Origin of the sequence: Nonomuraea sp. KM90, from assembly GCF_052246675.1 — a bacterium.
Classification (GTDB): Bacteria; Actinomycetota; Actinomycetes; order Streptosporangiales; family Streptosporangiaceae; genus Nonomuraea.
This window is the reverse complement of sequence record NZ_JBQQCB010000094.1, coordinates 1-22,396: the sequence shown is the minus strand read 5'-3', so window position 1 is coordinate 22,396 and position 22,396 is coordinate 1. Positions and strand designations below refer to the sequence as shown.

The 22,396-nt window shown below is 72.5% G+C and carries 19 protein-coding genes; 10 read left to right on the top strand and 9 right to left on the bottom strand.

Going from position 1 to position 22,396, the window contains the following annotated elements; genetic code table 11:
* The 4 genes from ACTWPW_RS47485 (at window position 1) to ACTWPW_RS47470 (ending at window position 3,336) form a co-directional block, all read left to right on the top strand.
* Window positions 1–213: a hypothetical protein gene (locus ACTWPW_RS47485; protein ID WP_364131978.1), complete on the top strand. Its 213-nt coding sequence runs from the start codon at window positions 1–3 to the stop codon at window positions 211–213.
* Window positions 214–391: 178 nt separating this feature from the next.
* Complete coding sequence (locus ACTWPW_RS47480) at window positions 392–2,014, top strand: protein kinase domain-containing protein (RefSeq protein WP_443172637.1); 1,623 nt, start codon at window positions 392–394, stop codon at window positions 2,012–2,014.
* 137 nt (window positions 2,015–2,151) lie between these two features.
* The gene (locus tag ACTWPW_RS47475) at window positions 2,152–2,571 is read left to right on the top strand and encodes a hypothetical protein (protein WP_375114301.1); all 420 of its coding nucleotides are present in this window, start codon (window positions 2,152–2,154) and stop codon (window positions 2,569–2,571) included.
* 144 nt (window positions 2,572–2,715) lie between these two features.
* Window positions 2,716–3,336: an L-threonylcarbamoyladenylate synthase gene (locus ACTWPW_RS47470; protein WP_443172636.1), complete on the top strand. Its 621-nt coding sequence runs from the start codon at window positions 2,716–2,718 to the stop codon at window positions 3,334–3,336.
* Window positions 3,337–3,351: 15 nt separating this feature from the next.
* Here ACTWPW_RS47470 and ACTWPW_RS47465 read toward each other — a convergent pair whose 3' ends face one another.
* Entirely contained in the window at window positions 3,352–3,813 is a 462-nt protein-coding gene (locus ACTWPW_RS47465; protein WP_375114303.1) for a nucleoside deaminase, read from the bottom strand.
* A gap of 297 nt (window positions 3,814–4,110) precedes the next feature.
* On the opposite strand from ACTWPW_RS47465, the gene ACTWPW_RS47460 reads away from it, so the two are divergent.
* Window positions 4,111–4,983 carry a M23 family metallopeptidase gene (locus tag ACTWPW_RS47460; RefSeq protein ID WP_375114304.1) on the top strand — a complete coding sequence of 291 codons (873 nt, stop codon included), beginning with the start codon at window positions 4,111–4,113 and terminating at the stop codon, window positions 4,981–4,983.
* Here the strand turns inward: ACTWPW_RS47460 and ACTWPW_RS47455 are convergent.
* From ACTWPW_RS47455 to ACTWPW_RS47445, 3 genes are all read right to left on the bottom strand, one after another.
* Window positions 4,978–6,738 carry an ABC transporter ATP-binding protein gene (locus ACTWPW_RS47455; RefSeq protein ID WP_443172635.1) on the bottom strand — a complete coding sequence of 587 codons (1,761 nt, stop codon included), beginning with the start codon at window positions 6,736–6,738 and terminating at the stop codon, window positions 4,978–4,980. The two genes, ACTWPW_RS47460 and ACTWPW_RS47455, sit on opposite strands and share 6 nt — an antisense overlap.
* Window positions 6,739–6,779: 41 nt before the next feature.
* The gene (locus tag ACTWPW_RS47450; RefSeq protein ID WP_443172634.1) at window positions 6,780–8,510 is read right to left on the bottom strand and encodes an ATP-binding cassette domain-containing protein; all 1,731 of its coding nucleotides are present in this window, start codon (window positions 8,508–8,510) and stop codon (window positions 6,780–6,782) included.
* Window positions 8,511–8,679: 169 nt separating this feature from the next.
* Entirely contained in the window at window positions 8,680–10,506 is a 1,827-nt protein-coding gene (locus ACTWPW_RS47445) for an LVIVD repeat-containing protein (RefSeq protein ID WP_443172633.1), read from the bottom strand.
* 203 nt (window positions 10,507–10,709) lie between these two features.
* Here ACTWPW_RS47445 and ACTWPW_RS47440 point away from each other — a divergent pair, with 203 nt between their 5' ends.
* Window positions 10,710–11,348: a DUF305 domain-containing protein gene (locus ACTWPW_RS47440; protein ID WP_375114308.1), complete on the top strand. Its 639-nt coding sequence runs from the start codon at window positions 10,710–10,712 to the stop codon at window positions 11,346–11,348.
* Between the two features lie 90 nt (window positions 11,349–11,438).
* The gene (locus tag ACTWPW_RS47435; RefSeq protein ID WP_375114309.1) at window positions 11,439–11,564 is read left to right on the top strand and encodes a hypothetical protein; all 126 of its coding nucleotides are present in this window, start codon (window positions 11,439–11,441) and stop codon (window positions 11,562–11,564) included.
* A 63-nt stretch (window positions 11,565–11,627) separates the two neighbouring features.
* Here ACTWPW_RS47435 and ACTWPW_RS47430 read toward each other — a convergent pair whose 3' ends face one another.
* The 3 genes from ACTWPW_RS47430 to ACTWPW_RS47420 are packed head-to-tail and all read right to left on the bottom strand — an operon-like array spanning window position 11,628 to window position 15,096.
* Entirely contained in the window at window positions 11,628–13,373 is a 1,746-nt protein-coding gene (locus ACTWPW_RS47430) for an acetyl/propionyl/methylcrotonyl-CoA carboxylase subunit alpha (RefSeq protein WP_443172653.1), read from the bottom strand.
* A gap of 2 nt (window positions 13,374–13,375) precedes the next feature.
* On the bottom strand, window positions 13,376–13,561 hold the full coding sequence (locus ACTWPW_RS47425; protein ID WP_375114310.1) for an acyl-CoA carboxylase subunit epsilon: 186 nt from the start codon (window positions 13,559–13,561) through the stop codon (window positions 13,376–13,378).
* Window positions 13,558–15,096, bottom strand: a complete 1,539-nt coding sequence (locus tag ACTWPW_RS47420; RefSeq protein ID WP_375114311.1) for an acyl-CoA carboxylase subunit beta — start codon at window positions 15,094–15,096, stop codon at window positions 13,558–13,560. Before ACTWPW_RS47420 ends, ACTWPW_RS47425 begins: the two co-directional genes overlap by 4 nt.
* An 89-nt stretch (window positions 15,097–15,185) precedes the next feature.
* Here ACTWPW_RS47420 and ACTWPW_RS47415 point away from each other — a divergent pair, with 89 nt between their 5' ends.
* Both ACTWPW_RS47415 and ACTWPW_RS47410 read left to right on the top strand, forming a co-directional pair.
* Window positions 15,186–15,860 carry a TetR/AcrR family transcriptional regulator gene (locus ACTWPW_RS47415; protein WP_375114312.1) on the top strand — a complete coding sequence of 225 codons (675 nt, stop codon included), beginning with the start codon at window positions 15,186–15,188 and terminating at the stop codon, window positions 15,858–15,860.
* Between the two features lie 52 nt (window positions 15,861–15,912).
* Window positions 15,913–16,638, top strand: coding sequence for a phytanoyl-CoA dioxygenase family protein (locus ACTWPW_RS47410; protein ID WP_375114313.1), 726 nt, complete (start codon window positions 15,913–15,915; stop codon window positions 16,636–16,638).
* Between the two features lie 65 nt (window positions 16,639–16,703).
* Here the strand turns inward: ACTWPW_RS47410 and ACTWPW_RS47405 are convergent, their stop codons facing one another.
* Window positions 16,704–18,071, bottom strand: a complete 1,368-nt coding sequence (locus tag ACTWPW_RS47405) for a pyridoxal phosphate-dependent decarboxylase family protein (protein ID WP_375114314.1) — start codon at window positions 18,069–18,071, stop codon at window positions 16,704–16,706.
* 129 nt (window positions 18,072–18,200) lie between these two features.
* Here ACTWPW_RS47405 and ACTWPW_RS47400 point away from each other — a divergent pair, with 129 nt between their 5' ends.
* The gene (locus ACTWPW_RS47400) at window positions 18,201–19,586 is read left to right on the top strand and encodes a glutamine synthetase family protein (RefSeq protein WP_375114315.1); all 1,386 of its coding nucleotides are present in this window, start codon (window positions 18,201–18,203) and stop codon (window positions 19,584–19,586) included.
* A 297-nt stretch (window positions 19,587–19,883) separates the two neighbouring features.
* Here the strand turns inward: ACTWPW_RS47400 and ACTWPW_RS47395 are convergent.
* The coding region (locus tag ACTWPW_RS47395) for a CARDB domain-containing protein (RefSeq protein ID WP_443172632.1) at window positions 19,884–22,396 on the bottom strand (2,513 nt) is incomplete at its 5' end.

Below are 22,396 nucleotides of genomic sequence, written 5' to 3'. Positions count from 1 at the left end.
ATGGCAAAGACATGGATCTTTCTCGTGGTCGGCGTTCTGCTGGTCCTGACCGGCCTCATATGGACGCTGCAAGGGCTGGGGATCGTCGGCGGCAGCGTGATGAGCGGCGTCACCACCTGGGCGATCATCGGCCCCATCGTCCTCCTCGTCGGGCTCGCCGCCGGCTTCGTCGGGCTGCGCCGGCTCCGGGGCGGGTCCAAGGGGCAAGGCTGACCGCTCCTTGCGCCAGGGTTGATCATTCTTCTAAGTTAGGCTCCGTAACTTACGGAAGGTCATCCCATGCTCACCCCGTCCGCCGAGGGGCCGGTCCCCCAGTTCCCGCCCGGCCGGCCGGTCACGGCCCCGAGGACGGCGTCCTGAACGCCGCAGGGCACGACGCCGAGGAGGCCCGGTGCCCGAACCGCTGACCCTGCTCCCGGAAGACCCCACCGCCGTCGGGCCGTACCGTCTGGAGGGGCGGCTCGGGTCGGGCGGGCAAGGCGTGGTGTACGCGGGCCGTGCCCCCGGCGACGGCCCCCACGAAGATCCCGGCCGTGCCCCTGACGGGGCCCGTGTCGCGGTCAAGCTGCTGCACCCGCACCTGATCGCCGACGGCGACGCGCGGATGCGGTTCCTGCGCGAGGTGGAGACGGCCAAGCGGGTGGCGCCGTTCTGCACCGCGCAGCTGCTCGACTCCGGCTTCGCGGGGGCCAGGCCGTACATCGTCAGCGAGTTCGTGGACGGGCCCTCCCTGCAGGAGTCGGTACGGGAGAGCGGGCCGCGCGGCGCGGCGGCGCTGCAGCGGCTGGCAGTCAACACCGCGACGGCGCTGGCCGCCATCCACGCGGCCGGCGTGGTGCACCGGGACTTCAAGCCGGGCAACGTGCTGCTCGGCCCCGACGGGCCCGTGGTGATCGACTTCGGCATCGCCAAGGCCCTTGACCTGAGCCAGTCGGTCGTCACCAGCCAGCCGATCGGCAGTCCCGCGTACATGGCGCCCGAGCAGATCGCGGGCGGCGACGTCGGGCCGGCCGCCGACCTGTTCGCCTGGGCCGCGACCATGTTCTACGCGGCCACGGGACGGCTGGCGTTCACCGGGGACACCATCCCCGCCACCCTGCACTCGGTCCTGCAGAGCGAGCCCGACCTGAGCCCGTTCGAGGAGCGGCTGGGGCTGCTGCTGCGGGAATGTCTGGCCAAGGACCCGGCCGTGCGCCCCACGGCCGCGCAGCTGGTCGAGCGCCTGCGCACACTACCGTCCCCCACCTGGCAGGACGCCGCGACGGGCACCCCCGACGGGGCCGCTGGTTCCAGCTCCACTGGCCCCGCCGGCCCTGACCCCGCCGGGCCCGCAGCTCACGGCCCCACCGGGCACTCCCCCGCCTCGAAGGCCTCCGGCCGCCGCGGGTTCGCCGTCGCCTCGGCGACCGCGGCCCTGATCGTCGCCGCCGGCGTCGGCATCGGCGTCTACGCCCTGTCGCCCGCCACCGCCCAGCGGCAGGTGGCGGCTGGCCCGGCGGTGACCACCTCGGCCCCGCCGCCATCGGCCGCCCCGTCCACCACCGCACCCAGCACGTACGAGCTGCTCGTCACGAAGACGCCGGGCAAGGCGACCGACCTCGCCCCGGCGTCCCCCACCAAGGCGCCCCAGAGATCCACGGCCACCCCCACGCGAGACCGCGACTCGACACCGGGCAGCAGCCCCACCACCGCGCCGAAGACGCCCAAGTCGACGCCCCGGCCGACCCGCCAGTCGCCCTCCAGCACGGCGACGGCCGGCAAGGAGCCCTCCGCCAAGCCGTCCCTCCAGCCCTCCACGGGCACGGTCACGTGGACCGACGCCAGCGCATACTGCAGGTCGCTGGGGCACACGGTCTCGTTCAGCGGCGGCTGGTCCGGCATGAAGTGCACGGGGACCGACACCCAGGTCACCCCGTCGGCGCTGTGCCAGTGGAAATATCCGGCCTACAGCCACGCCGTGGCCGACCCGCCGGTCAACCCCTTCACGCCGGTGGCCAACTGCAGCCTCTCGTGACCCGCGCGGAGGCGGCGGGCCGACGTGCCGCGCCAGGCACATCGGCCGGCGCCGGCACACGCGCTCGGTGTCCGCGGCGAGGGCACAGCTCGCTTCCAAGTCGGGCGCAAGTTCCGGGCGGTACTCCTGGACGGGTGATGAACCATCGTCTGACCCGCGTCCTGGCCGGCCTGGGTGCCGCCGGCGTCGTGCTCACCGCGCAACCCGCCCCCGCCTCGGCCGGCCCCACCAGCTGGAAGTGGGGCGCCCTCCACTCCACCGACGGCATGGCGACCGCCCGGGGCAAGGTCGTCGTCGGCCAGTCGGGGCTCGTCGTGACCGGCTACCTCGACGACACCTACGGCAAGGGCTGCTCGTGGGTCCTCATCAAGTACCAGAACGCGAGCAACGGGCGCCGACGTACGCACGGCGTCTACAACTGCACGGCCGGGACCGGCTCGTTCCGCAAGAGCGTCGGGGGCGTCCTGCAGATCTGGGCGCAGGTGTGCCGGGGCACGTCCAAGCGGCCCGTCGGCAGGTGCTCGCGCTGGAAGACCATCTACACGCAAGGAGGATGACCCCGCCCTACGTGGCCGGGCGGCGGGGCCGGTCGGCGGCCGGGACGCTCAGGACCAGGCGACCGGCAGGGAGTGCACGCCGAAGACGGGCATCTCGTCGCGCAGCGGCAGGATGTGGTCCGCCGCGCTTCTAAGATCCGAGGTGTGGCCAGATACTTCGACGTGCATCCCGACAATCCCCAGCCTCGCCTGATCAGCCAGGTCGTCGACACCCTCAACGCGGACGGGCTGATCGCGTACCCGACGGACTCCTGCTACGCCCTCGGGTGCCGGCTGGGCAACAAGGAGGGCATCGACCGGATCAGGGAGATCCGCGACCTGGACAGCGAGCACCATTTCACGCTGGTCTGCAGGGACTTCGCGCAGTTCGGCCAGTTCGTTCTGGTGAACAATGCGCTGTTCCGCCTGATCAAGGCGGCGACTCCGGGCGGTTACACGTTCATCCTGCCCGCGACCAAGGAGGTGCCGCGGCGGTTGCTGCATCCGCGGAAGAAGACGGTCGGCGTGCGGATCCCCGACCACGTCGTCACGCAGGCGCTGCTGGCCGAGCTCGGCGAACCGCTGCTGTCCAGCACCCTGCTGCTGCCCGACGAGGCCGAGCCCATGACGCAGGGCTGGGAGATCAAGGAGCGGCTCGACCACGTGGTGGACGCGGTCATCGACTCGGGCGAGTGCGGCGCCACCCCGACGACGGTCGTCGACTGTTCGCAGGGCGAGCCCGTGATCCTCCGCCGGGGCACCGGAGACCCGTCCCTCTTCGAGTAGGGCCCTGACGGCCCGTCAACGCCCGCCGATGTCCTCGCTCCACACGCCGGGGTTCTCCCGCTGGAAGCGCGTCATCATGGCCCGGCACACCTCGTCGTCGAGCACGTCGACCTCGACACCCCGCGAGCGGAGGAAGTCCACGTCCCCCGAATAGCTCTCCCGCTCGCCGATCACCACCCGCGGGATGCGGAAGAGCAGCACCGCGCCGCTGCACATCTCGCAGGGCGAGAGCGTCGTGTACAGCGTCATGTCCCGGTACGACGCGATGCGGCCGCCGTTGCGCAGGCACGCGATCTCACCATGGGCGATCGGGTCGCCCCGCTGGACGCGCTCGTTGTGCCCCGAGGCCACCAGCGCCTCCCCCAGGGCCAGCGCCGCCCCGATGGGGATGCCCCCGTCGTCGAGGCCCTTCCTCGCCTCGGCGATCGCGACCGCCATCATCGCGCCGTCCGTCTCCGACCGCGACCGGGAACCCATCCGCCCTCCCGCCTGCCGGGGACTCCGCGTCAGGGTCCTTCCCCTCCTGCCCGCCCCTCACCCCCGGCCGGGGCCACGGCGCGCGGCGCGGAGCCAATCTCGCCGAGGCTCCCCGCGGTACCAGCTCGTCGGCGTAGTGGACGGTCACCACGTGCACGCTGAACGGCCACCGCCCCGTCATCCTCGTACCTTTTCGGCGCAACCCGTTAGGCCGGAAACTTTCACGCGATCAGGGATTGATGAAGAGAACTTTCGGAGCTATCTTCACGATCATCCCCCCCAGTTCACGAGGTGAGCATGATCGCCGGTAAAGCCCCAGCCCTTGCCCTCCTGATCCCGCTCGCGTTGGCGCTGCTCCCCCAGGCCGCCTCCGCCGACCCCGTCGAGGCCCTGGCCACCGCCCACAAGAGCCCGTTCAACTGCGGAAAGACCTTCAACGCCAACAACTGGTACCCCGGCCACAGCCCGTCGGGTTCCCTTGACTGGCAGGACTACGGCGGCGACGACATCAACGGCGAGACCGTACGCGCCACCGCCGCGGGCACCGCGTACTTCTACGACGCGGGGAACACGAGCTACGGCAAGTGGGTGGAGGTGCGGCACGCCGACGGCAGCAGGACCCGTTACGCCCACCTCGCCACCATGGCGCGGGGAGCCGGCGGCTCGATGAGCGTCGGCCAGGGCACCACGATCGGCACGGTCGGCTCCACCGGCGGCTCCACCGCTCCCCACCTGCACTACGAGCAGCGCACCACCACCGGCGCGGTGGACACCAGCCCCACCGTGGACGGCGTGACCGTGTCCCTGGGCGAGAAGAAGGCCATCACCAGCACCAACTCCTGCGGCGGCAACCCCTACACGCCCGAGGAGGTCTGCGGCGGCGGGTACGCGGTCATCGACTCGGCCGGCCTCACCGGCGGTCGCACCTACCTGCTCTACAACTCGGGCAACGGCTACAACTGCGTGGTGACGCTGAAGACGACGAACGTCGGATCGCCGTCGTCGATGTCGGCCTTCCTCGAGCCGGAGGGGCAGACCAGGACGACGAACTCGGGGAGTTTCGGCTATTACGCGGGACCCGTCAAGCGGTCCGCGCCCGGCGTGTGCGTCAAGTGGGGCGGCTCCGTCGGGAGCAGCTCGTACACCAGTCCCTTCGAACACTGCTCATGACCTGTAGGCGGCGGCCTGGAGGTCGTACAGGCGGGCGTACCGTCCGGCGAGGTCCATGAGCTCGGCGTGGGTGCCGCACTCGACGATCCGCCCGCCGCCCAGCACGACGATCAGGTCGGCCATCCGGATGGTGGCGAACCGGTGCGAGACCAGCAGGGTGATCCCGCCGGTGGCGTGCTGCCACTCCCGGGCCGCCTCCGCGTAGCGCTGGTAGACCTCGTGCTCGGCGGCCGCGTCCAGCGCGGCCGTCGGCTCGTCCAGCACGGCGAGGAGCGGCGTGGACCGCATGAACGCCCGTGACAGGGCGATCTTCTGCCACTGGCCGCCGGAGAGCTCGGTACCGTCGCCGAGGGCCTTGCCGAGCCGGGTCTCTTCGCCCTCCGGCAGGCGGGCGAAGACCTGGGCGGCGCCGCCCTTCCCGGCGGCCCGCTCGATCTCCCGCATCCTGGGCAGGTCGCCCACGCCGACGGCCTCGCGGGCCAGGAACGGGAACCGGCTGAAGTCCTGGAAGGCCGCGGTCACCCGGTCCCGCCAGCCCGCGGGGTCCAGCTCGGTGAGGGGCGTGCCGTCCACGGTGACGGTCCCGGCGGTCGGGCGGTAGAACCCGCACAGCAGCTTGACCAGGGTCGTCTTCCCGCTGCCGTGGTCGCCGACCAGCGCCACCGTGGCCCCGGCCGGGAGGTGCAGGTCGATGCCGCGCAGCACGGGCGGCCCGCCGTAGGAGAAGTCCACGCCGGACAGGGTGATGCCCTCGCGGAGCCGGTCGGGCGGGGAGAGCGTCCCGCTGGTGCTCGTCCCGTACAGGTCGCGCAGCCAGAGATAGTGACCGACCATGGTGAGGCCGCGGGCGGAGCGGGTGATCGCGTTCGTGAGCAGGTCGAGCTGCCCCCTGATCTGGCCGCCGAGCGTGGCCACCAGCAGCAGCGCCCCCGGGCTGACCGCGCCCGACAGGGCCAGCCGCGCGGTGAGGAACAGGGCGCCGATGAAGGCCAGCACGAAGACGAGCGAGCCGGCCAGGTTGAGGCCGCCGACGGCGAGGGTGGCCCGCCAGAGGATCGCGGTCCGCTCCTCGCGCAGGCGGCGCGCGAGCGCGGCGGCGTGCGCGCCGGAGGTGCCGAGCCGGAGCTCCTTGGCCGCGTTCGCCTCGGTGATCATCGTGAAGAGGTGCTGTTCGGCCCGGTTGTGCTCGGCGGTCTCCGCCCTGGCCGCCTCGGTCCTGCGTGCGGCGGTTCGGGTGAGCAGCATCGAGGGCACCGCGAAGAGCGGCAGCACGAGCAGCACGGGATGCACCCAGGCCAGCAGGACCGCCGTGACGACCAGCCAGAGCCCGCTCTGCGCCACGGTGAGGGACTGCATCCCGGTGACGACGGTCCGCGGGCCGAGCCCGCGGATCTGCTCGATCCGGCGCAGCGACTCCGTGTCCTCCAGGTGCGCGGTGGTCGGCAGGGTCGCGCACCATCGCATGATCCGCCGGTCCAGCACGGTGCCGACCTCGCCGCCCAGCAGGCCGGCCTGCACCTCGATGACGCGCCCACCGGCCAGCACGAACGCGCCGGCCGTCGCCGCGCAGAGCGCGCCGCCGATCAGCAGCGGACGGGACCCGGACAGCACGCCGTCCACGATCCACCGCAGGCCGAGGGCGGTCAGGCCGGGGGTGACGGCGCTCAGCGGGGTCAGGACGAGCAGCAGCCACGTTCGCCCGGGAGCGTGACGCAGGCACTCGGCCAGCAGGGTACGGAGCTCGGCGGCCCTCATGCGCCCTCCTCGGACCGCCGGGTTCGCGGGTGGGACGGCCTTCATGCGCTCTCCTCGAACTGCCGGGCCTGGAGGTGGAACATCCGCGCGTACTCCCCGCCGGCGGCGAGCAGCTCGTCGTGGGTGCCGTCCTCGGTGATCCGCCCGCCGGACAGCACGACGATCCGGTCCGCCTTCCGCACGGTGGAGAACCGGTGCGAGATCAGGACAACGGCCGCCCGCTCCCGCACCTGGCGGATGCGGTCGAACGCCTCCAGCTCGGCCTCGATGTCCAGGTTGGCGGTCGGCTCGTCCAGCACGAGGAGCCGCGCTCCGCAGGCGGCCGCCAGCGCCGCCCTGGCCAGCGCGATCTTCTGCCACTGGCCGCCGGACAGGTCGCCGCCGCCGGTGTACTTGGGTGAGAGCACCGTCTCCCAGCCCTGGGCCAGCCTCTCGATCATCGCGGTCGCGTCCACGGCGGCGGCCGCCGCCTCGACCTGCTCCCGCGTGGCCCGCGGCGCCGCGATCCTGATGTTCTCGTACGCGCTCAGCTCGTACCGGTTGAAGTCCTGGTAGACCGCGTACGCCGTGGGCTCGGTGACCACGGTGCCGCTCAGCGGCCGGTGCTGGCCGGTGAGGAGCTTGGCGAGGGTCGTCTTCCCCGCCCCGTTCACGCCCACGACCGCGATCACCTCGCCGGGCCGGAGGGTCAGCGTCACGCCGTCCAGCACGCGGACGTCCCCGTACCCGAAGACCACGTCGCGCAGGGCGACCTCGCCGCCGGCCGGTCCGGGCGGCGGCTCCAGGCCGGGGGCGAGCGCGCGGATCCGGGTGACCGCGTCCACGGCAGGCATCGCGACCTCGTCCAGGTCCTCCCCCTGGCTCGACATGGAGATGACGAACATGGCGGAGACCGCGCCGATCGTCGCGGCGATCCGGCCCACCGACACCTCGCCGGAGGTGGCCACCGCCACGTACACCACCGACGCGGTGGCCGCCCATCCGAGGAAGACCGACAGCTCCCGCCGGAGCAGGGCGACCCTCGACTCGATGACCTGCCGCATGGCCTCGGCGATGTTCTCGTCCGCGTGCTTCTCCAGCCAGCCGGTCAGCCCGAAGATCCGGACCTCCTTGGCGTCCCGGCTGTCCGACATCATCGCGGCCCACGCGCGCCCGCGCAGCGCGGCCGGCATGGTGCCGGACACCACCCGGAAGAACTCACGCCACATGCCGGCCCGGTGACGGCCCAGCAGCAGCGCCACCGCGGCCGTCGCCGGGCCCCACCACCACACCACCGAGGAAAGCACCAGCATCGCCGTCACCAGCCCGGCCATGGTCAGCCCCGCCCGGAACCGGCCCACCGCCGCGCTGCCGATGCCCTCGTCGGTCCAGGTCAGCAGCGGCGAACGCATGGTCGACAGCTCGTCCTGGACGGCGACGTCCGCCACCCGGTCCAGGGTCGGCAGCGCCAGCACCCGGGAGGTCAGCTCCTCGCGGACCGCGGCGTCGATCCGCCGTCCCACCCGCTCGGCCAGCGGCCGGCTCATCGAGCGGAGCACGTTGCCGGCGACCAGCAGCGCGCCGAGCAGCGCCAGCATCGTCCCGATGCCGCTCCCGAAGGCGTCCCGCCGGGCCGCGCCCTGCGCCAGGCGGCCCACCAGCTCACCGGTCACCAGGGCCACCGCGGTCGGCTCCACCAGGAGGAACAGCTCAAGGAGGGAGACGGCCGTCAGCCACGGCCAGCCGGCCAGCCGGAGGAAACCCAGAAGGCGGCGTTTGGGAGATGGGGCCACGAATCGCCACTTTATCTACGTCATCGACGCACTTTCCGCTGAATTTTCCTGGCGGGATTCGCGAAATGCTGCGGTATTTGCAGAATTTCGACGACATTTGCGTCACCCCAGCGAACGGCAAAAGGGGCGCCCCTGGCGGGAGCGCCCCTCGTGGTGTCGTACCGCCGTGCTAGTCGAGAGCTCTGGCCAGGTCGTTGAGCGCCTTGGCCAGGGCGGCCTGGGCCGGGTCAGAGGTCTTGAGCAGCCGGGCCGCGGTGCGCAGCTCGATCGCGGCGATCTTCTTCAACCGCCGGTCGGCCAGCCGCTCGGCCGAGTCGATGAGCCGGTCCACCGCGATGGCGGTGCCCTTCCGCATCGTGCCGGCCCGCTCGGCCTGCACCTGGTACGCCCGGACCAGCTCGAAGCTGGGCTGGTGGACCACCTGCGGCTGGTGCTGGGCGTTGAACACGTCGTACCTGACCTTGGCCGCGGCGGCGATCTCCGCCTCCGCCAGGTCCTTGGTCGGGGTCAGCTCGAAGACGTCCAGACCGCGGGCGATCTCGGAGCCGTACACGCGCCCGTTGTAGTAGTACGCGGACCAGATGCCGCCGGTGAACAGCTGGGTGGCGCTGATCGGGCCCCGGTCGAAGAAGGCGATCTCCTTCGGGTTGGCCGAGTCGGTGAAGTCGAACGCCGACACGCCGCCCTGGTACCAGCCCTGGACCATGATGTCCCGCCCCGGCACCGGGATCAGCGACCCGTTGTGCGCGACGCAGTTTTCCGTGGTGGTCTGCACCGCGGGCATCTTGTAGTAGCTGCGGAACTCCATCTTGCCGTTCACGATGTCGAAGATGGCGTTCGCGCCCCACGACAGCTCGTCGGTCTCCCGGCAGCGGGCGCCGGTGCCGCCGCCCCACTCGTCGGTGAAGACGACCTTCTTCCCGTCGTTGCTCAGCGTCGCCGAGTGCCAGTACGCGAAGTTGGGGTCGGAGACCTCGTCCAGCCGGACCGGCGCGGCCGGGTCGGTGGTGTCGAGCAGGATGCCGTTGCCCGCGCAGGCGCCGGCGACCAGGTTCAGCGCCGGGAACGCGGTGAGGTCGTGGCAGGCGCTGGTCACCGGCTGCGGGGACCAGTTGCCGCCGGACGGGTGCGTCGGCGCGGGCAGGGTGTTCTGCAGGCCGTTGATCGCGCCGGTCGCCGGGTCGGTGAACACCCGGGGCTGGCTGACGATCGCCGCGTTCTGCGGGGCGGCCAGCGGGACCTTGATGACCTCGATCCGCCACAGGGCGGTGTTCAGGTCGGTCGCCGGCGCGTTCACGCAGCCGGCCAGCTCCTGGGCGTTGCGCACCCCGGCGGTGCCGGAGACGTAGATGTAGACGTTGTCCCGGTCCTGCTTGCCGGTCACCACGCTGTGCGTGTGCGAGCCGCGGCAGGTCTGCACCGCGGCGACCTGGACCGGCTGGGAGATGTTGCTCACGTCGAAGATCCGGACGCCGCGGAAGCGCTCCGGGTTCACGGAGCCGGGGGCGCCCTGGGTGCCGCAGTCGAGCCGGCCCCGGGTCTCCTCGACCGACATGAAGAGCAGGTTGCCGTACACCGACAGGTCACCCTGGCCGCCCGGGCAGACCACGGAGGTCTTCAGGGCCGGCTGGGACGGCTGGGAGATGTCGTAGATGTTGAAGCCGTGGAAGTTCCCGACGAACGCGTGGTTGCCGGCGAGCGCGAGGTCGGAGTTGGCGAATGCGAGATTGCCCGGGTTGTCGGGCTGGAAGAAGCCCTCCGGCCGGTTCTGGTGGCCGACGAGCTGCAGCCCGCTGGCCGCCTGCTGGGCGTCGAGCCAGCCGGCGCCCAGGCCGACCCGCGGGTCGGCCTGCTGCGTGGCCGGATCGGCCGGAAGCGGAGCCGGCTCGGCTGACACCGCGGCTGTGGGCAGTATCCCGGCCAGGATCACCCCCGCCGCGATCACCGCCAGGCCGCGTAACCCGGCACGTCGTCGTGCCGTACTGATCTCCTGCATGGGTCGCACCCCTCCTTTTCCGGTACTTCGGCGTGACCCAACGCGCCGTGCCGCAGCCCGGAACGGCCCAGATGTCCGACTGAACCGTCAGATATCGGCACGACGGTTATGCGGACACTAAAGTAATTTGGTGAGCTGAGCTATATGCTGTCCGATTTTCCGGATATATCCGATATGTGGCACTTTCGAAGCGAGCGTCCTTCATGATCTCGTTACGCCTTCTCGTCCCCTCGCTCCTGATCGTGGCCGGCGCGCTCACCGGGTGCACGTCCGGCGGGTCCTCCTCCTCCGTGACCGTCGTCCAGCCGGGACGGCCCGGCGAGACCGGCCAGGTGGTGCCGCTGGACGAGATCGAGCAGCCCGGCACCGGGCACACCGCCGCGGACGTACGGTTCATGCAGGGGATGATCCGCCACCACGCCCAGGCGCTGGAGATGACCGGCCTGGTCGCCGGGCGGGCCAAGAGCACCAGCCTGCCGCGGCTCGCCAAGCGCATCGACGTCTCCCAGCGGGACGAGATGGACCTGATGGTGCGCTGGCTGCGCGACCGCATGGAACCGGTGCCCGGCGCGGACTCCGCCCACGACCACGGCGGCGCGCTCATGCCCGGCATGCTCACCGACGCCCAGCTCACCGAGCTCCGGGAGGCCAAGGGCGAACAGTTCGACCGGCTCTTCTACCGGTACATGATCCAGCACCACACCGGCGCGCTGCAGATGGTGGAGCGCCTGTACACCGAGAAGGGCGGCCTGGAGCCGGAGATCGACCAGTTCGCCACCCACGTCGACTCGGACCAGCGCATCGAGATCGCCCGCATGCGGCAACTCCTCGACGCCCTCTGAGCCGGCCGCTCACCTCCTCCTCGGCAGGCGCGCCAGGACATGGCCTGACCAGGGGATTTCGGGTCGCGTCCGCGGGTAGGCGCATGCGGTATGAGGTTCGGAAGGTGGGATGTCACACCGCTGGGCGGGTGGACGGGGTGCCTGGCGATGATCGTCCTGTCGATCCTGCTGTCGGTGGTGCTGACCGTGGTCATCAACCTGCTGCTCCGGCCCTAGACGGGGCGCCCGGGCGGTGAGGTGGGCCGTCAGGTCGCGGAGCAGGCCGAGGGCGCTCCCGGGTCATGCCGGGTCCTTGATCTCGCAGATCACCGCGCCCGCCGTCACCGTGGCCCCGGTCGCCGCGGACAGGCCCACCACGGTGCCGTCCTTGTGCGCGGTGAGCGGCTGCTCCATCTTCATGGCCTCCAGCACGACGACGGTGTCGCCGGTCGTCACGCTGTCGCCGTCGGCGGCGACCACCTTGACGATCGTGCCCTGCATGGGGCTGACCAGCGCGTCGCCACCGGCGGCGGGCGCCGCCGCCGTCCTGGCCCGGCGGGCGGCCGCGGGCTTCCGCGCGCCGCCGGCGGCGGCTCCGAGCCCGGCCGGGAGGACGACCTCCAGGCGCTTGCCCGCCACCTCGACCGTGACGCGCTCCCGCTCCTCCGGCTCCCCGGCCGCGATCTCGCCCGCGTAGGGCGCGATCCGGTTGTCGAACTCGGTCTCGATCCAGCGGGTGTGCACGGTGAACGGCTCTGCGGTGAAGGCGGGGTCCTGGACGACGGCCCGGTGGAAGGGCAGCGCGGTGGGCATGCCGTCGATCTCGTACTCGGCCAGCGCCCGGCGGGCGCGCTCCAGCGCCTGGGTACGGGTGGCCCCGGTGACGATCAGCTTGGCGACCAGGGAGTCGAACGCGCCCGGCACGGTCTCGCCCTGCTCGTAGCCGCTGTCCAGGCGGACACCCGGGCCGGAGGGCGCGCGCCAGCCGGTGATGGTGCCGGGGGCGGGCAGGAAGCCGCGGCCGGGGTCCTCGGCGTTGACGCGGAACTCGATGGAGTGGCCGCGCGGCGCGGGGTCGTCGTAGCCGAGAGGTTCGCCGTCGGCTATGCGGAACATCTCGCGGACCAGGTCGATGCCGGTCACCTCCTCGGTGACCGGGTGCTCGACCTGCAGGCGGGTGTTGACCTCCAGGAAGGAGACGGTGCCGTCCTGGCCGACCAGGAACTCGCAGGTCCCGGCGCCGACGTAACCGGCCGCGCGCAGGAGCGCCTTCGACGACTCGCGCAGCAGCGCCTCCTGCTCGGGGGTGAGGAAGGGGGCCGGGGCCTCCTCGACGAGCTTCTGGTGGCGGCGCTGGAGCGAGCAGTCGCGGGTGCTCACCACGACCACGGTGCCGTGCGCGTCGGCCAGGCACTGGGTCTCCACGTGGCGGGGCCGGTCGAGGTAGCGCTCGACGAAGCACTCGCCCCGGCCGAAGGCCGCCACGGCCTCGCGGACGGCGCTGTCGTACAGGTCGGGGATCTCCTCCAGGGTGCGGGCCACCTTCAGGCCGCGCCCGCCGCCGCCGAACGCCGCCTTGATCGCGATCGGCAGCCCGTGCCGCTCGGCGAACCGCAGGACCTCCTCGACCCCGGACACCGGGTCGGGCGTCCCGGGGACCAGCGGCGCGCCGACCTGCTGGGCGAGGTGCCGGGCCCGCACCTTGTCGCCGAGCGCGGTGATCGCGGCGGGCGGCGGGCCGATCCAGACCAGCCCGGCGTCGATGACCGCCTGGGCGAACGCGGCGTTCTCGGCCAGGAAACCGTAGCCGGGGTGCACGGCGTCGGCTCCCGACCGCGCCGCCACCTCGACGATCTTCTCGATCGACAGGTACGTCTCGGCGGGCGTCGCCCCGCCCAGCGCGTACGCCTCGTCGGCCAGCCGTACGTGCAGCGCGTCGCGATCGGGGTCGGCGTAGACCGCCACGCACCCGATGCCGGCGTCCCGGCAGGCCCGCACGACGCGGACGGCGATCTCACCGCGGTTGGCGACCAGCACCTTGCGCAGGCTCACAGGTGTCCTCCAAGATTCCAGCTCGACTCCCGCCAGCCGCGCGGGCCTCGGGCGAGGGGGCGGCGCAACACGCGCCGGGGCCGGACGGCCGGCCGTGGGGCGGGCTCCTGGCGCAGCGTGCGCAGGGCGACGACGAGGGCGGCCAGCTCCTCCGGCGTGGGATCTCCCTTGATCACCCTCATAGCGGGATGTTCCCGTGCTTCTTGGGCGGCAGGGCGTCGCGCTTGCCGCGCAGCAGCCGCAGCGCCCGGGTGACCTCGCGGCGGGTCTCGCTCGGCCGGATGACCGCGTCCACGTAGCCGCGCTCGGCCGCCAGGTAGGGGGTGGCCAGGGTGTCCTCGTACTCGGCGATCAGCTCGGCGCGCAGCGCGTCGGGGTCGCCGGCGGCGGCCAGGCGCTTGCGGTGCAGGATGTTGACCGCGCCCTGGGCGCCCATCACCGCGATCTGCGCCGTGGACCAGGCCAGGTTGACGTCCGCGCCCAGGTGCTTGGAGCCCATCACGTCGTACGCGCCCCCGTACGCCTTGCGGGTGATCACCGTGACCAGCGGCACCGTGGCCTCGCCGTAGGCGTACAGGAGCTTGGCGCCGCGCCGGATGATGCCGTTCCACTCCTGGCCGGTGCCGGGCAGGAAGCCGGGCACGTCCACCAGCGTGAGCACCGGGATGCTGAAGGCATCGCAGGTGCGCACGAACCGGGCGGCCTTCTCCGAGGCGTCGATGTCCAGCGTCCCGGCCAGCCGCATCGGCTGGTTGGCGACCACGCCGACCGGGCGGCCCTCGACCCGGCCGAAGCCGATCACGATGTTCGGCGCGAACAGCGCCTGCACCTCCAGGAAGTCGCCGTCGTCCAGCAGCGCGGCGATGACCTCGTGCATGTCGTACGGCTGGTTCGGCGAGTCCGGCACCAGCTCGTCCAGCGCCAGGTCGCCGGCGGACGGCTCCAGGTCGGCCTCGAACTCGGGGTGCGGCGGCTCGTCGAGGTTGTTGTCCGGCAGGTACGCCAGCAGGCCCCTCGCGTAGTCGAGCGCGTCCTCCTCGTCGGAGGCCAGGTAGTGGGCCACGCCGCTGCGGCTGTTGTGCACCCGGCCGCCGCCCAGGTCCTCGAAGGTGACGTCCTCGCCGGTGACCGTCTTGATCACGTCGGGGCCGGTGACGAACATGTGGGAGGACTCGTCCACCATGATCGTGAAGTCGGTGAGCGCCGGGGAGTAGACGTGGCCACCCGCGCAGGCGCCCATGATGAGCGAGATCTGCGGGATCACCCCCGAGGCGCGGATGTTGCGGCGGAAGATCTCGCCGTACAGGCCGAGCGAGACCACGCCCTCCTGGATGCGGGCGCCGGCGCCCTCGTTGATGCCGATGATCGGGCAGCCGGTGCGCATCGCCAGGTCCATGACCTTGCAGATCTTCTGCCCGTACACCTCGCCCAGCGAGCCGCCGGCCACCGTGAAGTCCTGCGAGAACACGCACACCTGGCGCCCGTCCACCGTGCCGTGGCCGGTGACCACGCCGTCGCCGTGGCCCAGCGTGCCCTTGGCGAGGGCGTCCAGCTCCACGAACGAGCCGGGGTCCAGCAGCCGTTCGACGCGCTCGCGGGCGGTCAGCCGGCCCTTGGCGTGCTGCTTGGCCGCCGCGCGCGCCTCGCCGACGTGCACCGCCTCGTCCAGGCGCTCCTTGAGACGGGCCAGGCTGCCCGCAGTGCCGTGCGCTGCCATTCACCACCACCGGGTAAGACTCAGTTTCATATGCACGATACTCAGTATCGCTCCTCCTGAACAGCCCCGGCTTCCGGGACAATGGCCACGTGCCGACACCGCCCATCAGCCAGCGCCTGGCCGAAGCCGCCGTGGCGCTCTTCGACGAGCACGGCTACGACGAGACCACCGTCGACGACATCGCCGCGCGAGCAGGCGTCAGCCGCAGCACGTTCTTCCGCTACCACCGCTCCAAGGAAGACGCGATCTTCCCCGACCACGACACGCTGCTCGACCGGATCGCGGCCCGGCTGCGCGCCTCCACCGCCGACACCGCGATCGTGGCCATCACCGACGCGGTCCGGATCGTCCTCGCCCACTATGTCGACGACGCGGAGGTGTCGCTGCGCCGCTACCGCCTGGTGCGCAAGGTGCCCGCGCTGCGCGACCGCGAGATCGCCAGCGTGGCCCGTTACCAGCGGCTGTTCCGCGAGTTCGTGGGCGAATGGCTCGGCGACTCCCCCGACGCCGGCCTGCGCGCCGAGCTCATGGCGGCCTCCGTGGTGGCCGCGCACAACCAGGTCCTGCGCGGCTGGCTGCGGGCCGGCGGCACGTACGACCCGAGCGAGCGGCTCGACCACGCCCTCGGCTACGTCATCGCCACCTTCCGCCACCTCGAACAACCCCAGGAGAGCGACCAGGTCGTCGTCGCGACCTTCAGCCGCGGCGCCTCCCCGCAGGCCGTCATGGCCGCCATCCGGCAGCACCTCGACTCCCGCGCCTGATGCGGCACGGGGGTCGGAAAAAGCAGTGGACGGCGTTGGTAGCGTCCTGAGCATGGGAATCATCGATGTCGAGCAGTTCGTCGCCGACGGTTTCGCCAAGGTGGAGCAGATCGTGCCACGCGAGGTCGGTGACGCGGCCAGGGCGTTGTTGTGGCAGCGCATCGGGCTGTCGCCGGACGACCCGGCCGGGTGGACGCAGCCGGTGGTGTGGACGGCCGACCTGACCGGGGAGGGGCCGTTCGGGCAGTTCATGGCCAGCCCGCGGCTGCACGCGGCGCTGGACGCGGTGGCCGGCCCGGGAGGGTGGGCGCGGCGCGGCAGCGTCGGCAACATCCCGGTCCGCTTCCCCCGGGTGCCGCCGGCCGACGACCGGGGCTGGCACGTCGACTCCAACACGGCGCGGCCCGACGGCACCTGGGGGGTGAGCAACCGGCCGGCCACGCTCCTGCTGCTGGTGCTGTTCTCGGAGGTCGGCCCGGACGACGCGCCGACCCGGGTGCGCGCCGGCTCCCAGCGCGACCTGGCCAAGGTGCTGGACGAGCAGGTGCTCGACCCGATGCAGATGGGGCCGCTCTTCGACGCGACCGGCGAGGACCGGCCGGTGGCGCTCGCCACCGGGAGCCCCGGGGACGCCTACGTGGTGCACCCGTTCACCGTGCACGCCGCCCAGGAGCATCTGGGGACCGAGCCCCGGTTCATGGCGCAGATGCCGTTCATGCTGACCGAGCCGCTGTCGCCGGGGCAGGGCACGCCGCTGGCCCGCGCCATCGACTGGTGACCCTCTTGTGCTGGTGACCCTCTTGTCACGGAGGCAGCCGCGCCGGCGGGCGGTTCCGGCCGGTGTCAGGCGGCGGCGCGGGTGATCGCGGCGACCGACCGGTCCACGTCCGCCTCCGCGGTGGTGGCGTTCGACACCGAGATCCGCATCAGCCGCCGGCCCCGCCAGGTGGTGCCGCCCGCCCAGCAGGTGCCGTCCGCCTGCACCGCCGCCACCACGCGGTCGGTGCGCGCGTCGTCGCCGAAGCCGACCAGCACCTGGTTGAGCACCACCTCGTTCACCACCTCGAACCCCGCCGCGGTCAGCCCCTCGGCGAACCGCCGGGCCAGCGCGCAGCAGCGCTCGACCAGGGCCGCGACCCCGTCGCGCCCCAGCTCCCGCAGCCCGGCCCACGCGGCGAACCCGCGGGCGCGGCGCGAGGACTCGGCGGTGAGGTCCGCTCCCACGGGCACACCGCCCGATCCGACCAGGTACGCGGCGGCGAAGGACATCGCCGCCGCGTGCGCGTCGGGCCGCGCGCAGAACACGAAGCCCGAGTCGTACGGGAGATTCAGCCACTTGTGACCGTCACAGGCCCAGGAGTCGGCCAGCTCCAGCCCGTCCACCAGATGCCGGGTCCCGGGGGCGGCCGCGGCCCACAGCCCGAACGCCCCGTCCACGTGCGCCCACCCGCCGTGCCGGTGGACCAGCTCGCACGCCTCCCGGAGCGGGTCGCAGGCGCCGGTGTTCACGTTGCCGGCCTGGAGGCACACGACGGTCGGGCCCGGTGAGCCGGCTCGCAGCCGCTCCGCCAGCGCATCGACGTCGACGGCGCCGTTCGGCCCAGCCGGCACCGGCTCCACCACGTCGGTGCCGAGGCCCAGCAGGCGCAGGGACCGGTCGATGGTCACGTGCCGCTCCTCCCCGGCGATCACCCGGATCCGCGGCGCTCCGAGCAGCCCGCGCCGCTCCACGTCCCAGCCCGCGTCCGCCAGCACCTGGTGCCGGGCGGCGGCGAGCCCGGCGGTATTGGCCGCCTGGCCGCCCGTGACGAACCCGGTCGATGCCGACGGCGGGATCCCCAGCAGTTCCTTCAGCCAGGCCCCGGCGGCGGCCTCGGCCGCGACCGCCGCCGGCGACGTGACGGTGTTGGTCGCGAGCTGGTCCCAGCCGGCGGCCAGGATGTCGGCCGCGGTCGCGGCCGGCGACGCGCCGCCGACCACGAACCCGAAATATCGCGGGCCGGCGGTCGCGACCAGGCCGGGTTCGGCCGCGGCGAGCAGGTCGGCCAGCACCCGGTCCGCCGGTGTGGGGGCGGAGGGCAGCGGGCCGGAGAACGCGGCGATCAGCGCGTCCAGGTCGATCGGCGGTCCGACCGGCCGGTCGGGCAACGAGCGCCGGTAGGCGGCCGCGTGCTCAGCGGCCGAACGAAACAGATGCCCCAGTTCCTCCACGTGACGCACCTTATCGCCGGCAGCATCCCGCTGCCCGCGAGCGGGCGGCCTGCCGCGATCGACGCGGAGAGTAGTATCTTGGCTACTCCAAGTGGCTATGGCGAGTGACTGCTCGTGAGGGGATGCCGAATGCTCGACCAGGTAACCGCCGGCGCGCAGCAGGGCGGCACGGAGGATCTCGATCTGGCCGCGACGGGCGTGGCCGGCGTCACGATCGTCTGGGCCGACAACAACGGCATCCCACGGTCGCGCACGGTGCCCGCCGGCCAGTTCGGCGCGGCGGCCAGGCTCGGGGTCGGGGTGACGCCGCTGTTCGCGGTGTTCGACTCGCACGACACCATCACCTTCGAGCACGCCCCGCTGGGCACTCCCTCGGGTGACATCCGGCTGGTGCCGGTTGTCGAGCGGCTGGTCCGGCTGGCCGGGCAGCCCGGGTTCGCGTGGGTGCCGGGGCGGCAGGTGGCGGCCGACGGGTCCCCGTGGCCGTACGACCAGCGGGGCGCGCTGGAGCGGCAGGTCGCCCGGGCCGGGGCGCTCGGCCTGGAGTTCCTGGCCGGTTACGAGATGGAGTTCCACCTCAGCCGGGCCGACGGCGACGACGGCGACGAGCTGCGGCCCGTCTACGAGGGGCCGTCCTACGGGCCGGCCAAGATGCTGGCCGTGGACGCCTTCGCCGAGCAGCTGCTGCGCGACCTCGACCGCAACGGGGTGCCCGTCGGCCAGTTCCACGGCGAATACGGGCCGGGGCAGTTCGAGTTCAACATCGCACCGTCCGACCCGGTCACCGCCGCCGACCGGCAGCTCCTGGCCCGGCAGACGGTGCACGCGGCCGCCCGGGCGCACGGGCTGCGCGCCAGCTTCGCCCCGCTGGTCACGATGGGCCAGGTGGGCAACGGCTGGCATCTGCACACCTCGCTGTCCCGGGCCGGCACGAACCTGCTGTCCGGCGGCGACGGCCCGGCCGGCATGACGGCCGAGGGCGGGGCCTACCTCGCCGGGCTGCTGCGCGACCTGCCCGCGGTCGTGGCCGTCACCGCGCCGAGCCTGTCGTCGCTGCAACGGCTGCGGCCGGGGTTCTGGACGGGCGCGTTCACCTGCTGGGGCGTGGAGAACCGGGAGGCGGCGCTGCGGCTCGTACCGGCCACCCCGCTGCTGGGACCGGCGCACGCCAACGTCGAGCTCAAGCCGTCCGACGCCGCCGCCAACCCCTACCTCGCGCTCACCGCCGTCATCGCCGCCGGGCTGGCCGGCATCGAGGACGGGCTCACGCCGCCCGACCCGGTGCAGGAGGACCCGGGGACCTGGAGCGAGGCCCGGCGCGCCGAGCACGGCGTCCACCGGCTGCCCACCACGGTGACGGAGCAGCTCGACGCGTTGCTGGGCAACCAGCGGATCCGCGCGGCGCTGGGCGAGGAGCTCACCGGCGCCTTCCGCGCGGTGCGCACCTCCGACGCCCGCCGGGCGGCCGACCTCGACGCCGGAGCCGTGGTGCGCTCCTACCGCTGGCTCTACTGACCCTGGCCAGGGACACCCGGCGTCCGTCCTGGCCGGCGAGCGCGCCGGCCGGACGCCCGTCTCGTCCTCACCCACCTGGCCTCGGCCGCCGTCATCACCCTGCTCCGACACGCGCCACGGCGGCGGCCTCCCCGGGCTCGCTGGACCTGCTCGTCGCGGCCGCCTCCTCCCGCCGCCGGGTCCCTCGCCGCCAGGGGCGTCACACCCCGGACGGCCGCGACTCCGGGGCGGGTCGCTCCCGGAGTCGCGGTGTCCTCGGGCCTGATCGGCCGTGTGGCGTTCAGGCCCCGTGCGGCGTCACCCGCCGGTGATCTGGAAGGTCGTACCCGGTTCCCTGACGATGTCGCCGGTCGCCGAGTTCGTGATGGTGACGCCGGTCAGCGTCGCGCTGCCGCGGGCGCTGCCCTGGGCCAGGATGCCGGCGCCGTTGTTGGACCTGTCGATGCGGACGCCGGTGATGGCGACGTTCGGCATGTTGCCGCCGCCCCCCTTGAACTGGATGCCGTCGTAGGTCGAGTCGGAGATGTCGGTGTCGCGGATGGTCACGCCGGTGATGTCCCTGTTCTGGGCGAAGAGCGTGATGGCGCCGAACTTCTGGGCCTCACCCCAGAAGACGCCGCCGCAGCGGTGCAGCGCGTTGTTGGCGATCAGCGTCTGGCCGGAGAAGGGCAGCGGGTCGTGGTCGGTGGCGAGCATGATGCCCGGGTAGTTCATCGTGTCGTAGACGAGGTTGTTCTCGATCTTGTTGTCGTAACCGCCGTAGATCGCGATGCCGTTCGCCCGCCACGGGAGCTGGATGGTGTTGTTGACGAACGTGTTGTCATGCGCGATGTCCATCGACGGGTCCTTCACGAACCGGTTGGCCCAGACGGCGAGGGAGTCGTCGCCGGTGGTGCGGAAGGTGGAGTTGAACACCCGCGAGTTCCGCGTCCCGTTGCTGAAGTTGATGCCATCGGCGTACGTGTTGCGAATGCGCATGCCGCTGAACTGCAGCCCGTCGGCCGGCCCCCACAGCTCGGGGATGTTGTCGTAGTCGCGGCCGACCCAGACGCCCACGTTGGCGTGCTCGATCCACACGTTGGCGATCTTCGTGTTCCTGCCGAACCGCCCGTTCAGCCCGACCCCGCCCTCGGCGCCGCCGGGGCCGCCGCGGATGCGGCCGGAGCCGAAGATGGCCAGGTCGGAGAGCTGGACGTTGTTGTCGATGTCGAAGCCGAAGTTGCCCTCGTGCGGGTGGTTGATGCCGCCCGTCGCCAGGTGGGGCTCGGTCAGGGTGTAGAGCTGGGAGTGCCACATGCCCGCGCCGCGGATCGTGACGTTGCTGATGCCGACCTGGTTGTACTGGCCGCGGTTCAGCGGATCGTCGGTGAGGATCTTCTTCTCCTGCCGCCACTGGCCCGGCGGGATCCACACGCAGGTGATGACGCCGTTCTGGTCGTCGGTGACCGCCCGCTGGATCGCGGCCGTGTCGTCGTTGCCGTCGTCGGGGACCGCGCCGTACTCGGTGATGGAGGTGCATTCGGCCGGCTTGTCGGCCGGGGGCGCCACCTGCTCCAGGTCGATCAGGTCGATGATGTAGAAGGCGGCGTTGTCGCCGGCGTCCCGCTGCAGCCGGAACTTGGTGCCGGCCGGGTACGAGCGTGACAGGAGCGCGTGCGCCTCGTCGAACAGCCGCCGCGCGTCGGCCTGCGGGGTGTTGGTCAGCGCCTCCGGGTCGTCGCTGGTGCCGTACAGCCAGCTGTGCCGGGACGACAGGGTGAGCTTCCGCGCGAAGACGCCGTCGACGTACAGGCTGAGCGTGGCCTCGATGCCGCCGCCGCCCGCCGCGTCCGGGATCGAGTTGCGCACCACGATCGAGTTGGCGGGGTTGGTGGAGGTGAACTCGACGTACTGGCCGGTGCTGTTGAGCCGGACCGACTTCCGGCCCGACGACTCGGTCGCGAAGTTGGTGTGGCCGAAGGTGCGCAGCGGGTCCGCCTGCAGCAGGGTCCCCTGGTAACCGGCGGCCTCGGCCTCGTACTCGACGTACGGCACCGAGGCGCCGCGCCCGACCGTGATCGCCTGCGCGAGCGAGTTGTTGCCCTCGTCGGTCTCCGCCACGACGCCGGTCGCGTCGGCGGTGGCGGTGACGGTGGCGCCGCCGCTGGTGGCGGTCCAGCTGCCGCTGACGGCCACGTCGGCGGTCGCACCGGCGGCGATCGGCGGCGTCTGGGTGTCGAGCGTGGTGCCGCCCACCGCGACCCGGGTGACCGTGGTGGCGCCGGTGGTGCTGGTGCCGCGGTTCTTCACGGCCACGGTGAAGGTGACCCGCGCTCCGGCGGCGGGGTTCGGCGGGTTGGCCGTGATGCTGAGGACCTGCAGGTCGGGTCCGGGAGCCTCGGCGACGACCAGGGACGCCGGCGCGGTGAAGGTGTTGTTGCTCTCGTTCTGCTCGACGACCTTGCCGTCCTCGTCGGCCTTGGCCGAGAGCTGGTACGTCCCCGCGCTCCTGGTCCCGATGTTCGCCGAGACGGTGGTGGAGGCGCCGGTGGCCAGGGCGCCCACGGCGGCGGTGCCGACCTTGGTGGTGCCGGCGTAGAAGGTGACCGAGGTCGCGGCCGAGCCCGCCGTGCCCGCGTTCCTGACCGTGCTCGACAGCGTGATGGCGGTCGTCGCGGTCGGCGCTGCGGGCGTCCAGGTGAGATTCGTGACGGTGAGGTCGGGGTTGGCGGCCGGGGTGCCGAAGATCTGGAACTCGGCGATCTGGCCGCCGGGGGCGCCGGAGTTGGCGGTGATCTGCAGCCGGAGGTCGGCGGCCTTGGCGGTCACCG

What these genes read in the sequence shown, in the direction of transcription:
- ACTWPW_RS47410 (WP_375114313.1), top strand. Translation starts at nt 15,913, where the DNA reads ATGGGAATCATCGATGTCGAGCAGTTCGTCGCCGACGGTTTCGCCAAG.
- ACTWPW_RS47465 (WP_375114303.1), bottom strand. Translation starts at nt 3,813, where the DNA reads ATGGGTTCCCGGTCGCGGTCGGAGACGGACGGCGCGATGATGGCGGTC.
- ACTWPW_RS47440 (WP_375114308.1), top strand. Translation starts at nt 10,710, where the DNA reads ATGATCTCGTTACGCCTTCTCGTCCCCTCGCTCCTGATCGTGGCCGGC.
- ACTWPW_RS47485 (WP_364131978.1), top strand. Translation starts at nt 1, where the DNA reads ATGGCAAAGACATGGATCTTTCTCGTGGTCGGCGTTCTGCTGGTCCTG.
- ACTWPW_RS47400 (WP_375114315.1), top strand. Translation starts at nt 18,201, where the DNA reads ATGCTCGACCAGGTAACCGCCGGCGCGCAGCAGGGCGGCACGGAGGAT.
- ACTWPW_RS47420 (WP_375114311.1), bottom strand. Translation starts at nt 15,096, where the DNA reads ATGGCAGCGCACGGCACTGCGGGCAGCCTGGCCCGTCTCAAGGAGCGC.
- ACTWPW_RS47445 (WP_443172633.1), bottom strand. Translation starts at nt 10,506, where the DNA reads ATGCAGGAGATCAGTACGGCACGACGACGTGCCGGGTTACGCGGCCTG.
- ACTWPW_RS47425 (WP_375114310.1), bottom strand. Translation starts at nt 13,561, where the DNA reads ATGAGGGTGATCAAGGGAGATCCCACGCCGGAGGAGCTGGCCGCCCTC.
- ACTWPW_RS47455 (WP_443172635.1), bottom strand. Translation starts at nt 6,738, where the DNA reads ATGAGGGCCGCCGAGCTCCGTACCCTGCTGGCCGAGTGCCTGCGTCAC.
- ACTWPW_RS47475 (WP_375114301.1), top strand. Translation starts at nt 2,152, where the DNA reads ATGAACCATCGTCTGACCCGCGTCCTGGCCGGCCTGGGTGCCGCCGGC.
- ACTWPW_RS47435 (WP_375114309.1), top strand. Translation starts at nt 11,439, where the DNA reads ATGAGGTTCGGAAGGTGGGATGTCACACCGCTGGGCGGGTGGACGGGG.
- ACTWPW_RS47460 (WP_375114304.1), top strand. Translation starts at nt 4,111, where the DNA reads ATGATCGCCGGTAAAGCCCCAGCCCTTGCCCTCCTGATCCCGCTCGCG.